The sequence below is a fragment of the Falsochrobactrum shanghaiense genome (genome assembly GCF_003149535.1).
GTDB lineage: Bacteria > Pseudomonadota > Alphaproteobacteria > Rhizobiales > Rhizobiaceae > Brucella > Brucella shanghaiense.
On record NZ_QGDB01000003.1, the window covers coordinates 167,958 to 189,311 of the forward strand.

The window sequence follows — 21,354 nt, forward strand, 5'->3', positions numbered from 1 at the left end:
GATTAGCGGCGCTTTGCAACCGGAACATAATCGCGTTCGGGCGAGCCGGTATAAAGCTGGCGCGGACGACCGATTTTCTGCTGCGGGTCTTCGACCATTTCCTTCCACTGTGCCACCCAGCCGACAGTGCGGGCAAGGGCGAACAGGACAGTGAACATTTCAGTGGGGAAGCCCAGCGCTTTAAGCGTAATGCCCGAATAGAAGTCGATATTCGGATAGAGCTTCTTCTCGATGAAATATTCATCGGTCAGGGCGATCTTTTCCAGCTCCATCGCGACATCGAGAAGCGGATCGTCCTTGATACCCAGTTCACCCAGCACTTCGTGGCAGGTCTTCTGCATGATCTTGGCGCGCGGATCGTAGTTCTTGTAGACGCGATGACCGAAGCCCATCAGGCGGAACGGATCGTCCTTGTCCTTTGCACGCGCGATATATTCGGGGATACGATCGACCGAGCCGATTTCAGCAAGCATGTTGAGGGCTGCTTCATTGGCGCCGCCATGGGCCGGACCCCACAGACATGCGACGCCTGCGGCGATACATGCGAATGGATTTGCACCTGAAGAGCCAGCAAGACGGACCGTTGAAGTGGAAGCGTTCTGTTCATGGTCGGCGTGGAGGATGAAAATACGGTCCATGGCGCGGGCCAGAACCGGATTGACCTTATATTCCTCGCATGGAACAGCAAAACACATATGCAGGAAGTTCGACGCGAAATCGAGATCGTTCTGCGGATACATGAATGGCTGGCCGATATGATATTTATAGGCCATTGCGGCCAGTGTCGGCAGCTTGGCGACCAGACGGATGGAGGCGACCATGCGCTGATGCGGATCGGTGATGTCGGTCGAGTCATGATAGAAAGCAGACATCGCGCCGACGCAGCCCACGATGACGGCCATTGGATGGGCGTCGCGACGGAAGCCGGTGAAGAACTTCGTCATCTGCTCGTGGATCATCGTGTGATGGGTCACGCGATAATCGAAATCAGCTTTCTGAGTCGCCGTCGGCAATTCGCCATAAAGGAGCAGATAGCAGGTTTCGAGGAAGTCGCCGTGTTCGGCAAGCTGATCGATCGGGTATCCGCGGTAAAGCAGAACGCCCTGGTCGCCATCGATATAGGTTATTTTCGATTCACACGAGGCTGTGGAAGTGAAGCCCGGATCATAGGTGAACACGTCGGCATTCTTGTAAAGCGGACCGATCTCGACGACGTCCGGCCCGACAGTGCCTTGTCGTACAGGCAGGTCGAACGTTTTCCCGCCGAGGATAAAGCTTGCTGTCTTATCTGACATCCTGTTTCCTTTCGTATCCACTTGACTGCCCTTGCGACGGCAGAACTCTATTCGTCGTTATTACTCGTCTTCTATTAAATCGGGAATTCATCATTTGATAGAAAACTTCGCACGAGGGCATTATCCTTACGATTTCGTCCGCCAAACTATCCCAATGATTTCGCGATGCAATGCAAAATTTGAACTATTTCTGCCGCATTTGTCACGTCGTCGTGAAAGCCGCCACTTAACCGATTTGATCGCGGATGCGATCAAGCGACTCTTCGCGGCCAAGCACGGATAGTACATCGAATACACCCGGAGAAGTCGCCCTGCCGGTGAGGGCAGCGCGCAGCGGTTGCGCAATTTTACCGAGTTTCAATCCCTGTGCTTCGGCCTGAGCGCGTATCACGGCGTCCAGTGATTCCACAGTCCATTCCTCAACAGCTTCGAGATGCGGCAGGGTCGCGCGGAGAATCGCCCGGCCCTCATCATTGAGCAGCGATGCGGCTTTTTCATCCAAAGCGAGGGGACGCGTTGCGAAGATGAAACGTGCGCCATCAGCCAGTTCCTTCAAAGTTCTGGCGCGATCTTTGAGCCCCGGCATTGCTGCAAGAAGCTGGGCACGGCGGCGTTCATCGTTAAGTGCGTCCGCTATGTCCTGACAATCTTCCAGTTCCGGCAAAACGGCAATGAGTGCATCAAACAGGGATTGGTCGCCACTGGCGCGCATATAAAGGCCGTTAATCGCTTCAAGCTTCTGGAAGTCGAAGCGGGCGGCGCCCTTGTTAATGTCCTTGACGTCGAACCATTCGATCATCTGTTGGTCAGACATGATTTCATCATCGCCATGGCTCCAGCCAAGGCGGACGAGATAATTGCGAAGCGCCTCTGGCAGATAGCCCATGGCGCGATAGGCATCGACGCCAAGAGCGCCGTGACGCTTGGAAAGCTTTGCACCATCCGCGCCATGAATCAACGGGATATGCGCCATTTGCGGCACATCCCAGTCCATTGCGTCGTAGATGACCGTCTGGCGAGCCGCATTGGTGAGATGGTCGTCGCCGCGGATGATATGGGTCACGCCCATATCATGATCGTCAACCACGACCGCGTGCATATAGGTCGGCGTGCCATCCGAGCGCAGGATGATAAAATCATCCAGATCCTTGTTCGGAAAATGCACATCACCCTGTACGGCGTCCCGAACGATCGTTTCGCCATCTTGCGGTGCCTTGATTCGAATGACCGGTTTGACCCCTTCGGGGGCTTCCGAAGCAGGACGGTCGCGCCATCGTCCGTCATAACGCGGCGGGCGCCCCTCGGAGCGGGCCTTCTCACGCATTTCTTCCAGTTCCTGCGGGCTGGCGTAGCAGTAATAGGCCTTTCCCCTCGCCACCAGTTCTTCGGCGACTTCACGATGGCGCGGTGCGCGCTCAAACTGGGAAATAACATCGCCGTCCCAATTCAGGCCGAGCCAGTTCAGTCCGTCGAGGATGGCGGCAGTTGCCGCATCTGTGGAGCGTTCGCGGTCGGTGTCTTCGATACGCAGAAGCATTTTTCCGCCGCAATGTCTGGCATAAAGCCAGTTGAACAGCGCAGTGCGTGCTCCGCCAATATGAAGAAAGCCCGTGGGTGAAGGGGCAAAACGGGTGACAACCGGTTTCGACATGATGGCTCCACTATATTGCCTCGCAAAGCTATGGCTGATGCCAATGGCGAGGCGCAATTCTAAATAGGTATTGCCTGCCGGCCAGTGGCCAGCACGCTATCCGGGGGTGCGGTACGCGAACCCACTCGATTTAAACTCGCGTTCATGTACCATAGGCAGCACGGCACGCAAGGGTTTTGCGTTTCTTTGAAGTCGATCTCATGCAAATGGACGCAGCGGACCCAGCCCCGATATTTGCTTTTTTGCATTATGGAAGTGCAAAACCGCTGCATATCTTTGTTGGGAATGCTTTAATATAGCCGGAACGGGCACGAAAAGAGTTTTGCAGTCAGGCGGGGGCATGGCGGGCAGAAATCAAACGCTGGAAGTGGACGAGCGGGCGCTTGTAAAAAGCGCATCCGACGGCCTTGTGCGTTCACTATTGCCCGAACCATGGCAGGTTACGGTCGATGCCGATGAGCTCCCGCCTTGTCCGCAAGTCACGCCAGTCCGTTTTCATGATTGGCTGATTGGAATTGCTGTCAGGCTATATGCGGCGTTCAGCACGGCATTAAGCCATGAAGCGGGCAGGGGCATATTTTTTCTGCTGGTGCCCGTGCTGGCAGGCTGCGGTGCGATCATCTATTTTGTCCTGCCTTTTGAATCGGCCTGGGTTTCGCTTCTGTCAATTCTTGCAGGATTGCTCGGCGCGCGCCTGCTGGCGCGCCGCTATTATCTGCCGGCGCAGATATTGACGCTCAGTCTTGCTTTGCTCCTGGGTATGATTGCCGGAAAGTTCGAGACCGAACGCAAAGCCACACAAATGCTGGGTTCCGATGTGACGACTCGCATTACGGGCCGGGTCGTGGCGCTCGAATATCGCGATAATGAGACCTGGCGCGTCACCCTTGACCTGCTGGCAACAGAAAAGCCAAAGCTTCGTTATGCGCCGCAGCGCATAAGAATAGTTGCCCGTGATATTCCGGCCAATACCGTGATTGGCAGTGGATTGAACGGGTATGCCCGTTTGCGCGTGGCATCCGGTCCGGTAAGGCCCGGAAATTATGATTTCGCCTTTCATGCCTATTTTGCCGGTATCGGCGCTAATGGTTTTTTCATGGGAACGCCGGGGCTTGCCGACATAGCCGAAACGACCGGTTTTGCGGCGCGGATTTCTGAAGCAATCGCCATGCTGCGCGTAACGATTTCAGAACGCATATCCCAAGTGCTTTCAGGAGAAGACGGCAGCGTTGCAGCCGCGCTGATCGCCGGGGAGCGCGCGGGCATCAGCGAAGAAACCAATGAAGATCTGCGCAAATCCGGACTGGCGCATATCCTGTCGATTTCCGGATTGCACATGGCTTTGGCGGCTGGCGTTGTGATGTTGTCGCTTCGCACATTATTCGCGCTGTTTCCGGCATTCAGCGCGCGCCATCCGGTCAAGAAATACGCCGCTTTTCTTTCGCTGCTGAGCTGCACCTTTTATCTGGCAATGTCGGGCGCGGATGTTGCCGCCCAGCGCAGCTATGTGATGATTGCGGTCATGCTTTGCGCGCTGCTGTTCGACAGGGCTGCGCTGAGCATGCGCAATCTAGCTATCGCTGCGCTGACTATGATCGCAATTTCACCTCATGAAATTCTGGGGCCGAGCTTTCAGATGTCTTTTTCCGCGACCGCAGCCCTTATCGCAGCTTATGCGTGGTGGAGTGAGCGACGGGCCAGAAGGTATTCGGGAGAGGAAAAAGGCCAAGCGGGAACGAAGGGGCTTGTGACAAGAATTTTCCGGCCAGCGATGGCGACGGCCGGGACGTCTTTGGTCGCGGGTCTGGCGAGCGGAATATTTGCGGCATATCACTTCAACAATACCGCGCCGCTGGGACTGATCGGCAATGTGCTTGCACTGCCGGTCATCTCCCTTCTGGTGATGCCATTTGCTGTTCTCGCTCTGTTGCTCATGCCATTGCAGCTTGACTGGCTGCCTTTGCAAGTCATGGGCTTCGGCGTCTCGCTCGTTCGCAATATTGCGAACCTTGTTGCCAGCCTGTCTCCTGACGGCAATCCGGGTTTCATGCCCGTTAGCTCGCTTTTGCTTTGGACAATGGCGGTTGTGATTACGGTGATCTGCACCACGCGATTGCGCTGGCTGGCGCTTCCTTTCGTGATTACCGGTCTGATCGTCTTCCTGAAAACGCCGCCTCCCGATATTCTGATCAGCGAAGATGCCAGGCTCGTTGCGGTTCGGCTGCCGGATGGCGATTATGCTGTCAATCTTAAAAGGCCGCCGCAATTTACGGCGCAAAACTGGAAAACGGCCTATTTGATCGATCAGTTCATCGCGCCGCAGCAAGCCGAAAAACATCAGGCAGGTTTTAATGAAAATGCTTTTATGTGCGAGGAAGGGGTCTGCACCATTCCGCTTCGAGATGGGCGGATGCTGGCCTATAGCGCGGATGCCGGAATGCGTGAAACTGCATGTAATATTGGAGATCTCGTCATCCTGGCGATGGCTGGCAAACAGAGCGGTTGTGATCGTCCCGGAGTTCTTGTCATCAACAAGCAGGAACTGGCGCTCAAAGGCACATTGGAAATAGGACTGGGCCAAAAACCGCTGGACATATCTAAAAAAGCTGTAAGGGCGCCAAGCCATGATGAAGAACAATTGCTCGAAGAGGGCAATTTTCCTGCCTCATTCCTGCCGCTTGAGACATCAAGCGCCGCTGCTCAACCCGCATATGACGACCGGCTGAGCTTTGCGGTCGGTGCACCGGTCCGGCCATGGCACCTGCATCGGCTCTATTCGCGGCCTGCGCGGGGATTGCCGGAACGAAAATATCCGGGAAAATCCGGCAATTAAAGCGTGTCGCGATCTTTCAGGTGCGCTCTTTACGCTTTAACTTGTTGTTTTTACCTACTATTCCGGCCGCATCATGAGCGCTTTTTCCGGGAGCCCTCTAAGCATAGCGTCGTATAAGCCCGATGAGTTTGCCCTGTACCTGAACCCGGTCGGGTCCGAAAATACGCGTTTCATAGGCGGGATTGGCTGCTTCGAGTGCAATCGACGCGCCTTTGCGGCGAAAACGTTTCAACGTCGCTTCCTCATCGTCAACGAGCGCCACGATGATTTCACCCGGATTGGCCGTATCGCCACGTTTGATAATGACGGTATCGCCATCAAAAATACCCGCTTCGATCATCGAGTCGCCCTTGACTTCGAGGGCATAATGTTCGCCGGGGCCGATCATTTCAGGCGGCAGGCTGAGCGAATGGGTCTGATTCTGGATGGCGGAAATGGGAACACCGGCTGCAATCCGTCCCATGACCGGAATGGAAACGGTAGCAGAAGCCGTCTCAATGGCGCTTGCGGCATGAGGGGCAGGGGGGCGGGCGGTTTTACCGAGACTGCCTTCTATGACGCTTGGCGCAAACTTCTTCTGCGCATTAAGGCCGGGCGCAATGGAATCAGGCAATCTGAGCACTTCCAAGGCTCTTGCACGATTGGGAAGCCTGCGGATGAAGCCACGCTCTTCAAGCGCAGTGATCAGCCGGTGAATGCCCGACTTGGAAGCAAGATTAAGCGCTTCCTTCATCTCATCGAAAGAGGGCGGGATCCCGGTCTCTTTAAGACGCTCGTGAATGAATAGCAGAAGTTCGTGCTGCTTGCGGGTTAACATGCGTAATCCCTCCCGGCCCAGAATCAAGTAAAAACAAACGCAGAACAAACACTATATGTTCCAGTCTTGTTCTGCAATGGTTTTAAAATTATTAATAGGTGCTGAAATAAGAACCAGGAGCGGCTGATAGGGCTTTTGAAATAATCGCTCTCTTAGAGCATCAGGACATGGCACGGATCGCCTATTGATGCAGCAGGTGCGCCGGGTTCACGAATAAGAAGAGCGTCGGCCTTTGCCAAAGCCGAAAGCATGGATGAATCCTGCGTCGGAAACGGGGTTGCGACCAATGCTCCGTCATCGGAGCGCTTCAGTGTTGCGCGGATATAATCGCGACGCTCCTTGTTGGGGGGAAAGGCTGCGCCGAGCTGTGCCGCTCTTATATCGGCGGTTAAATCGGTGCCCGATAATCTTGCGATCAGGGGGCGCAGGAAAACCAGCGAACATACAAGACTTGAAACGGGATTTCCGGGCAGGCCGATGACATGAACAGCCTTGCCCAAAACAGTCTTGCGGCCATACATGAGAGGCTTTCCGGGGCGCATGGCTATTTTCCAGAAATCGAGATCAACTCCGCAATTGCGTAGTGCGCCATGGATGAAATCACGTTCTCCCACGGACGCGCCGCCGATGGTCACGAGAATATCGCTGTTGCCATCGAGGGCAGCGCTGATTGCGGCTTCGATCAGCGCGGGATCGTCGCGAATAATGCCGAGATCCTCCGCAATGCCTCCAGATCGCCGCACAATTTCGGCTATGCCGACACTGTTTGATGCCACGATCTGATCAGGACCGGGCGCCGTGCCGGGAGATACGAGTTCGTCTCCGGTAGCGAGAATGGCAATGCGCGGTTTTGCGAATACCGAGATCGTGTTGTTGCCGCTTGCTGCTGCCAGTGACAGGGAAGGCCCGTCGAGTTCCCGCCCAACCGGCAATAAGGAATCATCCGGTGCAAAATCGAGGCCAGCGCGACGGATATGGCGCGTTTTATCGATGCCTTCGAGAATGGCCAGCTTATTGCCAGCGCGCTGCGTGTGCTCCTGAATGACGACAGTATCGGCTTTTTCCGGCAAGGGAGCGCCTGTAAATATGCGCACGGCCTGCCCGGAAGAAAGCTCCCCGGCAAAACGCTGGCCAGCCGACGATTCGCCGATGATCTCAAGCTCCAGGGGATATGTAATTTGTTCCGGCGCGATCAGCGCATAGCCATCCATGGCTGAGCAGTCGAATGGCGGCTGCATAAGGCGGGCGGTTACCGGTTCAGCGACAATGCGCCCGCCTGCCGAAGCGAGCGCAAGCTGTTCGGTTTCTTGAGGCTTAGCCCCTTCCAATATGCGGCGCAGCGCCTCATCCACAGGAAGAAGAGTCATCGCGTTTAATCCTCTACCGAAAATGTCAGGCTTTCCAGTTGCCTGATTTGCCACCGCTTTTTTCGATCACGCGGATTGTGGTGATTTCCATGTGGCGGTCAACGGCCTTGGCCATGTCGTATATGGTCAGGCAAGCGACGGAAACAGCCGTCAAGGCTTCCATTTCGACGCCGGTGCGTCCTTTGAGTTTTGCCGTTGCGCGCACGCGCAAGCCGGGCAAGCTTTTATCCGCTTCGATTTCCAGCGAAACCTTTGTCAGCATCAGGGGATGGCATAAGGGGATCAGATCAGTCGTTTTCTTTGCTGCCATGATTCCGGCAAGCCGCGCCGTGCCGATGACATCGCCCTTTGCGGCATTGCCCTCAAGGATGAGGGCCAGCGTTTCGGGCTTCATCCGAATTGCACCTTCTGCCGCAGCCAGGCGCTCGGTTTCATCCTTGCCGCTGACATCCACCATATTGGCGGAGCCGGTCTGATCAAGATGTGTGAGCCTTGACGCCATGGCTCAAGCCGCACCTGTCAGCAATTGGCGGGTCGCTGCGGCAACGTCGCTTTGGCGCATGAGGCTTTCACCAATCAGGAATGTGCCGATGCCGGATTTTTCAAGCCGCAGGCAATCATCATGAGTGAAAATGCCGCTCTCGCCCACCAGCAACCGGTCGGAAGGGGCCATGCCTGCCAATCGTTCGCAAACGGCCAGATCGACTTCAAACGTACGCAGATTGCGGTTGTTAATACCGACCAGACGGGAGGAAAGCTTGAGCGCACGCTCCATCTCCGCTTCGTCATGCACTTCGATGAGAGCGTCCATACCCAGTTCGAACGCGGTTTCCTCCAGTGCTTTTGCGAGATCGTCATCAACACTGGCGAGGATGATGAGAATGCAATCCGCGCCCCAGTTGCGCGCTTCATAAACCTGATAGGTGTCGAAAAGAAAATCTTTGCGCAATGCTGGCAGCGAGCAGGCATTGCGTGCAGCCATCAGAAACTCCGGCGCGCCCTGAAACGAGGGGGTATCGGTCAGCACAGACAGGCAGGCAGCGCCGCCATCTTCATAGGCTTTGGCCAGTGCTGGCGGATCGAAATCGGGCCGAATCAGACCCTTGGACGGGCTGGCCTTCTTGATTTCTGCAATGAGCGCGAATTTGTCCGCTGCACGCCGGGACTCAAGCGCCTTGAGAAAACCGCGCGTTGCCGGTTGATCCTTTGTCTGCGCCTTGAGTTCTTCGAGCGGAAGACGAGCTTTGGCGGCTGCAATCTCATCACGCTTATAGGCTTCGATCTTACGCAGAATATCGGTGGACATGATGCAATCCTTCCGTCAGAGGGGGTGGTCATTGGTGACGGCGATCACCTTTTGCAGAACTGTCAGCGCCGCACCGCTGTCGATAGACCGGGCAGCGAGGGCAATGCCCTCCCTGATGTCTTCCACCTTGCCGGCAATGACCAGTGCGGCTGCGGAGTTGAGCAGCACTATGTCGCGATAGGCATTTTTCTGCCCTTCAAGGACACCCAGCAGCGCCTTTGCATTTTCCGCGGCTTCCCCGCCCTTCAATTCGGAAAAATCGACCCGGCGAAGTCCGACATCTTCAGGCTCGATCTCGAAGGTGCGGATATTGCCGTTTTCAAGGGCGGCGATCTTCGTGGTGCCGGCGGTGGTCATTTCATCCAGACCGTCGCCATAGACGACCCATACGGTTTCGGAGCCAAGCTCCTTCAACACCTGCGCCAGCGGCTCGACCCAATCGGCGGAATATACTCCGAGAAGCTGTCGCTTCACGCCTGCGGGGTTGGACAGGGGGCCAAGCAGGTTGAAGATCGTACGTGTGCCCAGTTCGACGCGCGAGGGGCCGACATGGCGCATGGCCGAGTGATGGGTAGGGGCAAACATGAAGCCAAGACCTGCTTCATTGATGCAGCGCCCGATCGTGCCGGCATCCGCTTCGATATTGACGCCAAGTGCTGCCAGCGCATCGGCTGCGCCCGAACGCGAGGAAAGCGCGCGATTGCCATGCTTGGCAACGGGCACGCCTGCGCCTGCAACGACAAAGGCAGAACAGCTCGATACATTATAGGAACCCGACTGGTCGCCGCCGGTGCCGACAATATCAACTGCATCGATCGGGGCTGAGACCGGAAGCATGCGCGCGCGCATGGAAGCAACCGCGCCTGCGATTTCCGGCACGGTCTCGCCGCGCACACGCAAGGCCATGAGGAAACCGCCAATCTGTGAAGGCGTCGCCTGACCGGACATCATGATGTCGAAGGCGGCTTTCGAATCCTCGAATGACAGAGGCGCGCCGGAGGCGGCCTTTGCGATATAGGGTTTTAGATCGGCCATTTTCTCTTACCTGTTCGTGATCAGAAGGCGAGGGCGTTGTTTATGACGCTTTGATTGACCCTGACCGGATATTGTTTTTGCAATTCGCCGACCAATTGTTCGAGAATGTCATCTCCAAGCCGCGCGGACAGATAGTCCTGCTGTTCCTGGGAAATAGCCTCTGGCCCCGAGGCGGTTGGCTCCGTCACTTCGACCACCTTGAAGAGTGTCTGCGCGTCGCCCGAAGGCATGATCGCGGTGCCTGTATGCGCATTGGCGCCGCGGAAGACCTGAGCGGTCACCGCCGAGCCGAATTCCGCATCATTGGTGTTGCGGGTAACGCCATGCTTCGTCTGCACTTCGGTGCCAGCTTCGGCAGCGATCGCCTCAAGTGTCTCGCCGCCATCAAGACGCTTTTTCAGCTCTTGCATGCGCTGGTCAAGCCGCTTGAGGGCCTCTTCTTCCTTCCATGCAGCAACAACCTTGTCCTTGACTTCATCGAGGGTCCGTTCGCGCGCCGGCGTGACTTCGTCCACCTGATACCAGAGATAGCCTGCATTGCCCAATGTCAGCGCGTCATTGTCGAAGCCCTGATCTGCCTCGAAAGAGGCCGCGAGCAGGTTTTCGGCATTGGGCAGATCGACCACGTTTCCGTCCATATCGACGCCTTGCGCATCGATTGGGTTAGGGGTGACGGCCTTGAGGTTGAGCCCGCTTGCGGCTTCGGCCATGGAGGTGCCTTCCGAACGCGCCATTTCATAGCTGTCATGAATGCCGGTGAGGCTGCTCAAGGCGATATTGCTGGCCACCGTGTTACGGATTTCGTTTTCAACCTCGCTCAATGGCTTGGTATGCGCCGGGTCGATTTTGGTAACACGGAGAAGAACCGGCCCGAACAGACCGTTCACCACTTCACTGACCTGGCCTTCTCCGAGTGCGAAAGCGGATTCGGCGATGACCGGATCGGGCAGGGCCGATTGTTCAAAGGTTCCCAGCAGCAGATCGGATTCCGACTTGCCTTGCTCGCCGGCGATGGCTTCAAAGCTCGTCCCTGCGAGGATTTTCTGATGGGCGGTCTGTGCCGATGCTTCGTCGACAAAGCTCAACTGCTCTATCGTGCGGGTTTCCTGCTTGCTGAAGCTGCCACGATTTTTTGTATAATAATCGTCAATCTCCTCCTGGGTTACGGCGGAGGGATCGGCAATATCTGACGGCTCCAGCTTCACATAGGTGATCTTGCGATATTCTGGTGCCTGATATTCGTCTTTATGGCTTTCGAAATAGGTCTTGAGGACATCGTCGGAAGGCGCAGGGATATTATCGGCGGTCTCGACGGACAGCGTGATATAATCGACGTTGCGGCTTTCCCCCTGATAAAGCGCCAGAGCCTTGAGCATGGCGTCGGGCATTTTAATGCCATCGGTTGCCGCTTCCACTACCTGCTGGCGGCGGGCCACATTGGCGCGATTCTCCAGATAGTCTTCGGCGCGAATGCCCGCCTGACGCAAAACGGCGTCAAACTGGGCGCGGCTGAAATTACCGCTGCCATCCTGAAATGAAGGATCCTGCGCTGTCAGGCGGGCGATTCCATCTTTGGAAAGGCCCAGTTGCATCTTGCGGGCTTCTTCATCAAGGACGACACCTGCCGCAAGCTGCGCGAGAACCTGATTTTCTATACCCAGTGATTGCGCCTGTTCGCGGGTCAGCCGCTGACGAAATTGCTGCGACAGGCGAATGAGCTGTTGTTCATAGGCAAAACGGTAATCGGTTGCGCTGACTTCCGACTTTCCGGCGCTCAATGCAGCATTGCCACCCGTATTGCCCTGAAAAGCGTCGGATATGCCCCAGACGGCAAAGCTTAACACAAGCAGGCCAAGCAGGAATTTGGCGACCCAGGATCGGGCGGCATTACGCAAGCTGTCGAGCATCGGAAACCCTTCAAGAACAGAATAAAGCGCGGCTTTTAGTATAGAAGCCAAAAGAGGGGATAACCCCAAGCTAGGCCCTGATGCAAGGTCTCATTGAATATCAGGCTCCGAGAAGATTGCATTGAAGGACAAATACGCTTAGTCAGGGCGAAATCATGCGCTCCGTATTGTTATCGATCGAGGGAGCGTTGCTCAAGGCGAGGAGAATGCGATGACTCCGGGAATCCGTCCGTTGGTGGCAGGCAACTGGAAAATGAATGGCACGGGAGAATCCCTGACGGAACTGCGCGCGATAGCAGCAGGGTTGAGTTCCGATCTGGGGCGCAAGCTGGATGCCGTCATCTGTGTTCCGGCAACATTATTGTCGCGTGCGGCGGAAACGCTGGAGAGCGAGGCTGTCGCATTGGGCGGGCAGGACTGCCACCAAAAGAGTTCAGGCGCGCATACGGGCGAAATTTCCGCGCCCATGCTGAAAGAGGCAGGCGCAAGCCACGTTATTCTGGGGCATTCGGAACGCCGTACCGATCATTTTGAGACCAATGCGCTGATCTGCAGTAAAACCGAAGCCGCCTGGGCTGCCGGTCTGGTCGCCATTGTTTGCGTCGGCGAAACTGCCGATGAGAGAAAAGCAGAACGCACGCTTGAAGTCATCGGCGCGCAGCTTGCCGCTTCGCTGCCGGAAGGCGTGAATGCAGAAAATACGATTGTTGCCTATGAACCTGTCTGGGCGATCGGGACGGGGCTGACGCCGACTGTTCAGGATGTGCGTGCTGCCCATGCTTTCATGAGAGAAAAGCTCGCCGAACGTTTTGGCGCCAGCGGCACGCATCTGCGTTTGCTTTATGGCGGTTCGGTCAAGCCCTCCAATGCTGCTGAATTGCTGGGTGTGGCCGATGTCGATGGTGCGCTGGTCGGCGGCGCAAGCTTGAAAGCCAGCGACTTCCTTGCCATATGCGAAGCCTATCGCAATCTGTAAGTGTCGTTCGAGCCTGATAATCTATCCCGGCACGGGGCTTGGATTATGATGTAATTGGGTGTAAAGAGCCGCTTTGTCTGGTTGTATCATCATCAGGCCGGGTGCAAATTTGCCGCTACGGCATTAATTCAGAGATATAAAGACCGTAACCTATGCAGACTGTAGTCATTGTCATTCATTTGTTGATCGTCCTGGCGCTGGTTGGCGTGGTGCTTATCCAGCGCTCCGAAGGCGGTGGCCTGGGTATCGGCGGCGGTTCGGGCTTTATGACGGCGCGCGGAGCCAGCAATGCGCTGACCCGTACAACCGCTATTCTGGCCGCAGCATTTTTTGCGACCTCGCTTCTTCTTGGCATCATGGCGCGCTTTGGCGACAGTCCAACCGATATTCTTGACCGCATTCCGGCAGCAACCGGCAGCCAGACCCAGCCTGCCGGGGGAACCGGTACAGGCGGCGGCATTCTGGATCAGCTGGGGGGCGAGTCATCGCGTACGGGCAATGATGTTCCCGCGCCGGAAACGGCTCCGGCAGGATCGAGCAGTCCGGTTCCGGACTCGCAATAAGCCGCTTCCAAAATGAATTTGAAAACCGGCCAGCAGGCCGGTTTTCTTTTTGTTAACCATCTTTTCCCAAAGTGTTGCATGCAGGCAATAGGGGCTTGGGAATCGTTGGGGATTGGCCTGCGATGAATTGAGTAAGGCAACCATTTCCCGTATGAGAAACGAAAGCCTGAACGTTACGAAGCGACAGGTGTTTTTCCCGTTTATGGCCGGAATTCAGGAACTGAACATGTCTTCACGCTTTATATTGATGGCTGGCATTGCAAGTATTTGCATTGGTCTTACCGCTCCTGTTTTTGCTGCGCCTGCGGGCGGAGAAGGCAAAATCAGCGGCGTGTCGGAAAATGTGAAGAAGGTCGCATTGGCCAATGATGCGAAGTCCGGCCCCAAGGCAAAAAACAGACAAAGTGCGAAGAAATCAGAGGGCCCCAAACAGGTTTCCCTGAACCGCTACAATATCGATCCGCGTTATCATGCGCAGACGGTTTCGTTCAGCGGCTACAAGCCGGGAACGATCGTGATCGATCCTGCGAAGTATTTTCTCTACTTTGTAGAAACGCCGACGACTGCGCGCCGTTATGGCATTGCGGTCGGCAGAGTGGGCATGGAATTCAAGGGAAAGGCGACCGTCGACGCCAAGCGCGAGTGGCCGCGCTGGATTCCGACCAAGGACATGATCGAACGCAATCCAGCGCAATATGCGCGCTATAAAAACGGCATGGATGGCGGTCCGGGCAATCCGCTCGGCTCGCGCGCCATGTATCTGTTTCAGGGTAACAAGGACACCTATATCCGTATTCATGGCACGACTCAGCCGTGGACGATCGGCAGTCCTGCCTCAAACGGATGTTTCCGCATGACGAATGAAGATGTCATGGATCTTTATGATCGTGTCGGCATGGGCGCGGAAGTCGTCGTCCTCTGATAATCAAAAATCAACTGCCGGAAAAGCCGGGCTTTGTCCCGGCTTTTCTGTTGCATTCATAGCGGACATATGTGCCGACCGCATTAAGTGCGGGAAAAAAACGCCTGACATAATTTTTTTGTGGCGGAATCAATCAGAAGGGTCTAACGACATAAGCCCATGGCGCGATATGTTTTCATCACAGGCGGCGTGGTTTCTTCCTTAGGAAAAGGCATTGCCGCAGCAGCTCTGGCTGCACTCCTCCAGGCACGCGGTTATCGTGTGCGTATCCGTAAACTCGACCCCTATCTGAATGTCGATCCCGGCACGATGTCGCCTTACCAGCATGGTGAGGTGTTCGTCACTGACGATGGTGCGGAAACCGACCTTGATCTGGGGCATTATGAGCGGTTTACCGGTCGTCCTGCAAACCAGCAGGACAATATCACTACCGGTCGCATCTACCGCAACATCATCGAAAAGGAACGCCGCGGCGATTATCTCGGCGCTACGGTTCAGGTCATTCCGCATGTAACGGATGAAATCAAGAATTTCATCCTTGAAGGCAATGACGATTTCGATTTCGTATTGTGTGAAATCGGCGGCACTGTCGGCGATATTGAAGCGATGCCGTTTCTTGAAGCGATCCGGCAGCTGGGCAATGAATTGCCGCGCGGCAATGCGGTTTATATCCATCTGACATTGATGCCCTATATTCCGGCGGCGGGTGAGCTCAAGACCAAGCCGACCCAGCATTCCGTCAAGGAACTGCGTTCCATCGGCATTGCGCCGGATGTGCTTCTGGTGCGCGCGGATCGCGAGATTCCGCAATCGGAACGCCGCAAGCTGTCGCTGTTCTGTAATGTGCGCGAAAGCGCGGTCATTCAGGCGCTCGACGTTTCATCGATCTATGACGTGCCGATTGCCTATCATAAGGAAGGGCTTGATTCGGAGGTGCTGGCCGCATTTGGAATCGACCCCGCTCCCAAGCCGCGCATGGAGCGCTGGGAAGAGGTTTCCCGGCTGGTCCATAATCCGGAAGGCGAAGTGACGATTGCCGTCGTCGGCAAATATACCGAGCTGAAAGATGCCTATAAGTCGCTGATCGAGGCGCTTCAGCATGGCGGCATGGCCAATAAGGTGAAGGTCAATCTCGACTGGATCGAAGCGGAAGTCTTTGAGAGCGAAGATCCGGCGCCCTATCTTGAAAAAGTGCATGGTATTCTGGTGCCGGGCGGCTTTGGCGAGCGTGGTGCGGAAGGCAAGATTCTTGCAGCGAAATTCGCGCGTGAGCACAAGGTGCCTTATTTCGGCATCTGCTTTGGCATGCAGATGGCTTGTCTTGAGGCGGCGCGTAATCTGGCCGGTATCGAGAATGCTTCATCAACCGAATTCGGCCCGACCAGGGAGCCGGTTGTCGGTCTCATGACCGAGTGGCTCAAGGGCAATATGCTCGAAAAGCGCACCCAGGCAGGCGATCTGGGCGGCACGATGCGGCTTGGCGCATACGATTCCACTCTCAAGGCGGGAACGCGTATTGCCGAAATTTACGGCTCCACCGAGATTTCGGAACGTCACCGCCACCGCTATGAGGTCAATGTCGATTACAAGGATCGGCTGGAAGCGTGTGGACTTGTATTTTCGGGCATGTCGCCCGATGGCGTTTTGCCGGAGACGGTGGAATATGCCGACCATCCATGGTTCATCGGCGTACAATACCATCCGGAACTGAAATCGCGACCATTCGAGCCGCATCCGCTGTTTGCTTCCTTCATTGCTGCCGCCATTGAGCAGGGCCGTCTGGTCTGATAGAGGTCAGCACTACTTACATGATATGGAATCCCTTCTATATAAGGGGTTCCATATCGCTGTTCCCGCCTCGATCCGGGGATATTGTTCGCATTTGAAGGTTTCCGGCCATGACGACTGCTAATCCCACCGTGAAAATCGGCAATGTCACTCTCTCCAACAGCGCGCCTCTGGCCTTGATTGCGGGGCCGTGCCAGATGGAAAGCCGCGAGCATGCTTTCGACATGGCCGGACGCCTCAAGGAAATTACCGACCGGCTTGGCATCGGCCTCATCTATAAGTCGAGCTTTGACAAGGCGAACCGCACCTCGCTGAAAGCGCAGCGCGGGATCGGGTTGGAAAAGGCGCTGGAAGTTTTTGCCGATCTCAAGCAGGATTTCGGCTTCCCGGTTCTCACCGATATTCATACCGAAGAGCAATGCGCCCTTGTGGGGCAAGTGGTGGACGTGCTGCAAATCCCCGCTTTTTTATGCCGTCAAACCGATCTTCTGATTGCTGCGGCTAAAACCGGGCGCGTAATCAACATCAAGAAGGGGCAGTTTCTGGCTCCCTGGGATATGAAAAACGTTCTCGCCAAGATCACCGAAAACGGCAATCCCAACGTGCTGGCCACGGAACGCGGTGTGTCGTTTGGATATAATACGCTTGTTTCCGATATGCGTTCCCTGCCCATCATGGCGGGATTTGGCGCGCCGGTGATTTTTGATGCAACCCATTCCGTGCAGCAGCCGGGCGGGCGGGGTAGTTCTTCCGGCGGGCAGCGCGAATTTGTCGAGACGCTGGCGCGTGCCGCGGTCGCGGTGGGTGTTGCGGGTGTTTTCATCGAAACGCATGAAGACCCGGATAATGCTCCGTCCGATGGTCCCAACATGGTTCCCATCGATAAAATGGCCGGGTTGCTCGAAAAACTGATGGCTTTCGACCGTATCGCCAAAGAACTTTGAAAATGGGACGATAATTCACAAGGCGAGGGATTTTCCTTCGCCTTTCGTTTCTATAATGAAGGTCTCACATCGGATTTCTTCAATGGCCTCCGCGCCGGAAGCGGGGCAATCTACAGGGAAGGACTCGCTCCTATGACTGCAATCATCGACATCGTTGGCCGTGAAATTCTCGACAGCCGAGGCAACCCGACCGTGGAGGTGGACGTGGTGCTCGAAGATGGCTCGTTTGGTCGCGCGGCGGTACCATCCGGCGCATCGACCGGTGCACATGAAGCCGTTGAACTGCGCGATGGCGGCAGCCGTTATCTCGGTAAAGGCGTCGAAAAGGCCGTGGAAGCGGTCAATGGCAAGATTTTCGATGCCATTGCCGGACTTGACGCAGAAAGCCAGTCGCTGATCGACCAGACACTGATCGATCTGGACGGCTCGCCAAACAAGGGCAATCTGGGCGCCAATGCCATCCTCGGTGTTTCGCTGGCCGTGGCCAAGGCTGCGGCACAGGCAACCGGCCTGCCGCTTTATCGTTATGTCGGCGGCGTCAATGCGCATATCCTGCCGGTTCCGATGATGAATATCATCAATGGCGGCGCACATGCCGACAATCCGATTGATTTTCAGGAATTCATGATTCTGCCGGTTGGGGCATCGTCTTTCCATGAGGCCGTTCGTTATGGCGCGGAAGTGTTCCATACGCTCAAAAAGCGGCTCAAGGATGCGGGCCACAACACGAATGTCGGTGATGAAGGCGGCTTTGCGCCCAACCTGAAGAATGCGCAGGCGGCGCTCGATTTTGTCATGGAATCGATTGAAAGCGCCGGCTTCAAGCCGGGTGATGATATTGCGATCGGTCTTGACTGCGCTTCGACGGAGTTCTTCAAGGATGGCAATTATGTCTATGAAGGCGAGCGCAAGTCGCGCGATCCAAAGACGCAGGCCAAATATCTGGCCAAGCTGGTGGGTGATTATCCGATCGTTTCGATCGAAGACGGCATGGCCGAAGACGATTGGGAAGGCTGGAAATATCTGACCGATCTGATCGGCAACAAGTGCCAGCTTGTCGGTGACGATCTGTTCGTCACCAACTCAGCCCGTCTGCGCGATGGCATTCGCATGGGGGTTGCCAATTCGATTCTCGTCAAGGTCAACCAGATCGGTTCACTCAGCGAGACGCTGGATGCCGTCGAAACCGCCCATAAGGCGGGCTATACGGCAGTCATGTCGCATCGTTCGGGTGAAACGGAAGATGCGACTATCGCCGATCTTGCCGTTGCCACCAATTGCGGTCAGATCAAGACCGGCTCGCTGGCGCGTTCCGACCGAACGGCGAAATATAACCAGCTGATCCGCATCGAAGAAGAACTGGGCAAGCAGGCGCGTTACGCAGGCCGCAGCGCGCTGAAATTCCTCTGATCCCATCAGATAAAGCGTGTCGCGATCTTTCAGATTCGCTCCTTACGCTTTAAGTTTTTGTTTTAACGCATGTCGTTATCCCGAAACCGGTTCCCACTTTCGGGCGACATGCTTTAGCCTTTTCGAAAATGGCGGCTTTATAAGCCGCCATTTTTGTTTTCAGCCACGGATTTTATTCGGCAGGCTCGTGATGCAGCATCAGGATCACCAGAGCCATCATGCAGGGCAGGGAATAAAGCAATGCACCCAGTTGCGTGCTGAGGGGATTTTCCTTTGCCTGCCAGGCCATGAACCAATCGCCTGCGACAACCATAAAGCCGATGCCCCATACCAGAATTGCGCAAAGCGCGCCCAGCATGGCCCAGGCCTTGCCGCGAGCAAATTCCCGATAGCTGCTGCCGAAGCTCAGGAGCATCTTGAGAATACCGATGGAGGCCAGAATTCCGGCCAGTGTTTCGGTGGCTGTAATGATTCCCAGTCCCAGATATGGTGCCCAGCCTGCTGTTATGGCGCGCCATGTGAGCGCCGGATTACCATAAGTGTCATGCATGGAAAGCAGCGGGGCGACGGCATTCTGCGCTGTGCCAGAGAAATCCGCAGTATTGTTGAGAAAACTGAATAATCCCCATAATGCCGGAAATAGTGCCATTATGATACATGCCAGGCGTTTTACGATAATATCGTTCATTGTTTCACCTCAATTATTTTAAGTAATGAATAGATATTGGACTGCATTAATTAATAATCATTATATCTGTTTTATTTTTTACTTTGAATAATTTTATCATATAAGCATATTATTATATTACCGCAGGGCAGCTTGCCGTGGGTCGTAATAAGTAGCCGTTTCTGCTGCTTTTTCAGGAAGGTCGGCTATGCGGGCGGAAGGATTTTTTCCTTTCAGTCCAGTCGCGGTAAGCCTCTGTTAAGTAAAGTAATGCTTGATGTGGGGAGCTGGATTGACGGCTTTTGCGGGAATCGGGGCTGTATGAAATGTCCTCAAAGGAAACCGAAATGTGGACCAGACAGAAACGTAAATCCATTCGCGGGCGCTTTGTCCTGCCTGTCCTGACGATTGCGTTTCTGAGCTATTTTGGCTTTCACGCCTATCATGGTGAATTCGGACTATATTCACGCATCCAGCTCGAAGAACAAAAAAGCCTTCTGACGCAGCAGCTTGAGAAAATTACCGCCGAGCGTGCGGCGATGGAAAAGCGAGTCGCACTTTTGCGCGATGGCTCCATCGAGAAAGACATGCTTGACGAGCAGGCCCGCAGAGGGCTTAATCTCTCCCATCCTGATGAAATGACGATAATCATTTCACGGGAAGACAGATCAAATTAACTGAAATCCAGTTAATTGTCTTTTTATGGTGTGTTTTTAAGGACTTGATGGCATAGCAGCTATGCTCTCCGTGCATATTGTATCTTGTCACATGGCTGTATAACGTCACAATAGAACGACAATCTAGGGAGCGAGATATGGCACCGAGGGCAAAAAGGGCGCCTGCTGGCAAAACGCAGACGTCTTCCGTTAATGCACCCAAGGCACCTGCGCCTGCGAATTTTGACAAGCAGCAGGAACTGGACGCTTATCGTGAAATGTTGTTGATCCGGCGATTTGAAGAAAAGGCCGGTCAGCTTTATGGCATGGGTTTCATCGGCGGCTTCTGTCACCTCTATATCGGCCAGGAAGCCGTTGTGGTTGGGATGCAGATGGCGCTGAAGGAAGGTGATCAGGTCATCACGTCCTATCGCGATCACGGTCACATGCTGGCAACCGGCATGGAAGCGCGCGGCGTCATGGCCGAATTGACCGGCCGCCGTGGAGGTTACTCCAAGGGCAAGGGCGGCTCCATGCACATGTTCTCCAAGGAAAAGGGTTTCTATGGCGGGCATGGCATCGTGGGTGCGCAGGTTCCGCTTGGAGCAGGTCTTGCCTTCGCCAACAAATATCGCGGCAATGACAATGTTTCATTGACCTATTTCGGCGATGGCGCAGCCAATCAGGGCCAGGTTTACGAAAGCTTCAACATGGCATCGCTGTGGAAGCTTCCGGTGATCTTCATCATCGAAAATAACCGCTATGCCATGGGTACATCGGTTTCGCGTTCGTCTGCTGAGACTGACTTTTCCAAGCGCGGGGTGTCCTTCAATATTCCGGGGATTCAAGTTGACGGCATGGATGTGCGCGCCGTCAATGCCGCTGGCGAGTTCGCAGTCGACTGGGCGCGCTCCGGCAAGGGACCGCTGATTCTCGAAATGCTCACCTATCGCTATCGCGGCCACTCCATGTCCGACCCGGCGAAGTATCGCACCAAGGAAGAAGTGCAGAAGATGCGCTCGGAGCATGACCCGATCGAGCAGGTCAAGCAACGTCTGGTCGAAAAGGGCTGGGCCACCGAAGAAGAGCTGAAAGAGATCGACAAGCAGGTGCGCGACATTGTCGCCGATGCAGCCGATTTCGCTCAAAACGATCCGGAGCCGGATGTTTCCGAACTCTATACGGATATTCTGCTCTAATTCGGGAAAGGTGTTGTC

General features: G+C 55.2%; 18 protein-coding genes. 9 read left to right on the plus strand and 9 right to left on the minus strand.

Features of this window, described 5'->3' with window-relative positions; translation table 11 throughout:
* Positions 1-2: 2 nt before the first annotated feature.
* Positions 3-1,295 (minus strand): citrate synthase, encoded by a 1,293-nt coding sequence (gene gltA, locus DKP76_RS08640; protein ID WP_109706057.1) that lies wholly within the window; start codon positions 1,293-1,295, stop codon positions 3-5.
* Between the two features lie 226 nt (positions 1,296-1,521).
* The gene (gene gltX, locus DKP76_RS08645) at positions 1,522-2,946 is read right to left on the minus strand and encodes a glutamate--tRNA ligase (RefSeq protein WP_109706058.1); all 1,425 of its coding nucleotides are present in this window, start codon (positions 2,944-2,946) and stop codon (positions 1,522-1,524) included.
* A 340-nt stretch (positions 2,947-3,286) separates the two neighbouring features.
* Here gltX and DKP76_RS08650 point away from each other — a divergent pair, with 340 nt between their 5' ends.
* Positions 3,287-5,779: a ComEC/Rec2 family competence protein gene (locus tag DKP76_RS08650; RefSeq protein WP_109706059.1), complete on the plus strand. Its 2,493-nt coding sequence runs from the start codon at positions 3,287-3,289 to the stop codon at positions 5,777-5,779.
* 97 nt (positions 5,780-5,876) lie between these two features.
* Here DKP76_RS08650 and lexA read toward each other — a convergent pair whose 3' ends face one another.
* From lexA to DKP76_RS08680, 6 genes are all read right to left on the minus strand, one after another.
* Positions 5,877-6,596 carry a transcriptional repressor LexA gene (gene lexA / locus DKP76_RS08655; RefSeq protein WP_109706060.1) on the minus strand — a complete coding sequence of 240 codons (720 nt, stop codon included), beginning with the start codon at positions 6,594-6,596 and terminating at the stop codon, positions 5,877-5,879.
* Between the two features lie 152 nt (positions 6,597-6,748).
* Positions 6,749-7,963: a molybdopterin molybdotransferase MoeA gene (locus DKP76_RS08660; RefSeq protein WP_109706061.1), complete on the minus strand. Its 1,215-nt coding sequence runs from the start codon at positions 7,961-7,963 to the stop codon at positions 6,749-6,751.
* A gap of 25 nt (positions 7,964-7,988) precedes the next feature.
* The gene (gene moaC / locus DKP76_RS08665; protein ID WP_109706062.1) at positions 7,989-8,465 is read right to left on the minus strand and encodes a cyclic pyranopterin monophosphate synthase MoaC; all 477 of its coding nucleotides are present in this window, start codon (positions 8,463-8,465) and stop codon (positions 7,989-7,991) included.
* Positions 8,466-8,468: 3 nt separating this feature from the next.
* Positions 8,469-9,269, minus strand: coding sequence for an indole-3-glycerol phosphate synthase TrpC (trpC, locus tag DKP76_RS08670; protein ID WP_109706063.1), 801 nt, complete (start codon positions 9,267-9,269; stop codon positions 8,469-8,471).
* Positions 9,270-9,284: 15 nt separating this feature from the next.
* A complete protein-coding gene (gene trpD / locus DKP76_RS08675) occupies positions 9,285-10,304 on the minus strand; it encodes an anthranilate phosphoribosyltransferase (protein ID WP_109706064.1) in 1,020 nt (339 codons plus the stop codon).
* 20 nt (positions 10,305-10,324) lie between these two features.
* A complete protein-coding gene (locus DKP76_RS08680; protein WP_109706065.1) occupies positions 10,325-12,211 on the minus strand; it encodes a SurA N-terminal domain-containing protein in 1,887 nt (628 codons plus the stop codon).
* A gap of 211 nt (positions 12,212-12,422) precedes the next feature.
* Here DKP76_RS08680 and tpiA point away from each other — a divergent pair, with 211 nt between their 5' ends.
* The 6 genes from tpiA to eno all read left to right on the plus strand — a co-directional run bounded on the left by tpiA (position 12,423) and on the right by eno (position 18,814).
* A complete protein-coding gene (gene tpiA, locus DKP76_RS08685) occupies positions 12,423-13,187 on the plus strand; it encodes a triose-phosphate isomerase (RefSeq protein ID WP_109706066.1) in 765 nt (254 codons plus the stop codon).
* A 152-nt stretch (positions 13,188-13,339) separates the two neighbouring features.
* Positions 13,340-13,750, plus strand: a complete 411-nt coding sequence (gene secG, locus DKP76_RS08690; RefSeq protein ID WP_109706067.1) for a preprotein translocase subunit SecG — start codon at positions 13,340-13,342, stop codon at positions 13,748-13,750.
* 226 nt (positions 13,751-13,976) lie between these two features.
* Positions 13,977-14,672 carry a L,D-transpeptidase gene (locus DKP76_RS08695; RefSeq protein ID WP_109706506.1) on the plus strand — a complete coding sequence of 232 codons (696 nt, stop codon included), beginning with the start codon at positions 13,977-13,979 and terminating at the stop codon, positions 14,670-14,672.
* 159 nt (positions 14,673-14,831) lie between these two features.
* On the plus strand, positions 14,832-16,460 hold the full coding sequence (locus DKP76_RS08700) for a CTP synthase (protein WP_109706068.1): 1,629 nt from the start codon (positions 14,832-14,834) through the stop codon (positions 16,458-16,460).
* A gap of 110 nt (positions 16,461-16,570) precedes the next feature.
* On the plus strand, positions 16,571-17,404 hold the full coding sequence (kdsA, locus tag DKP76_RS08705) for a 3-deoxy-8-phosphooctulonate synthase (RefSeq protein WP_109706069.1): 834 nt from the start codon (positions 16,571-16,573) through the stop codon (positions 17,402-17,404).
* Positions 17,405-17,536: 132 nt separating this feature from the next.
* Positions 17,537-18,814: a phosphopyruvate hydratase gene (gene eno / locus DKP76_RS08710; RefSeq protein WP_109706070.1), complete on the plus strand. Its 1,278-nt coding sequence runs from the start codon at positions 17,537-17,539 to the stop codon at positions 18,812-18,814.
* Positions 18,815-18,986: 172 nt separating this feature from the next.
* Here the strand turns inward: eno and DKP76_RS08715 are convergent, their stop codons facing one another.
* A complete protein-coding gene (locus tag DKP76_RS08715) occupies positions 18,987-19,502 on the minus strand; it encodes a DUF2165 family protein (RefSeq protein WP_109706071.1) in 516 nt (171 codons plus the stop codon).
* A 326-nt stretch (positions 19,503-19,828) separates the two neighbouring features.
* Between DKP76_RS08715 and DKP76_RS08720 the strand changes: the two genes are divergently transcribed.
* Together DKP76_RS08720 and pdhA are read left to right on the plus strand one after the other, a co-directional pair.
* Positions 19,829-20,158, plus strand: a complete 330-nt coding sequence (locus DKP76_RS08720) for an FtsB family cell division protein (protein ID WP_109706072.1) — start codon at positions 19,829-19,831, stop codon at positions 20,156-20,158.
* Positions 20,159-20,295: 137 nt separating this feature from the next.
* Entirely contained in the window at positions 20,296-21,336 is a 1,041-nt protein-coding gene (pdhA, locus tag DKP76_RS08725; RefSeq protein ID WP_109706073.1) for a pyruvate dehydrogenase (acetyl-transferring) E1 component subunit alpha, read from the plus strand.
* Positions 21,337-21,354 lie beyond the last annotated feature (18 nt).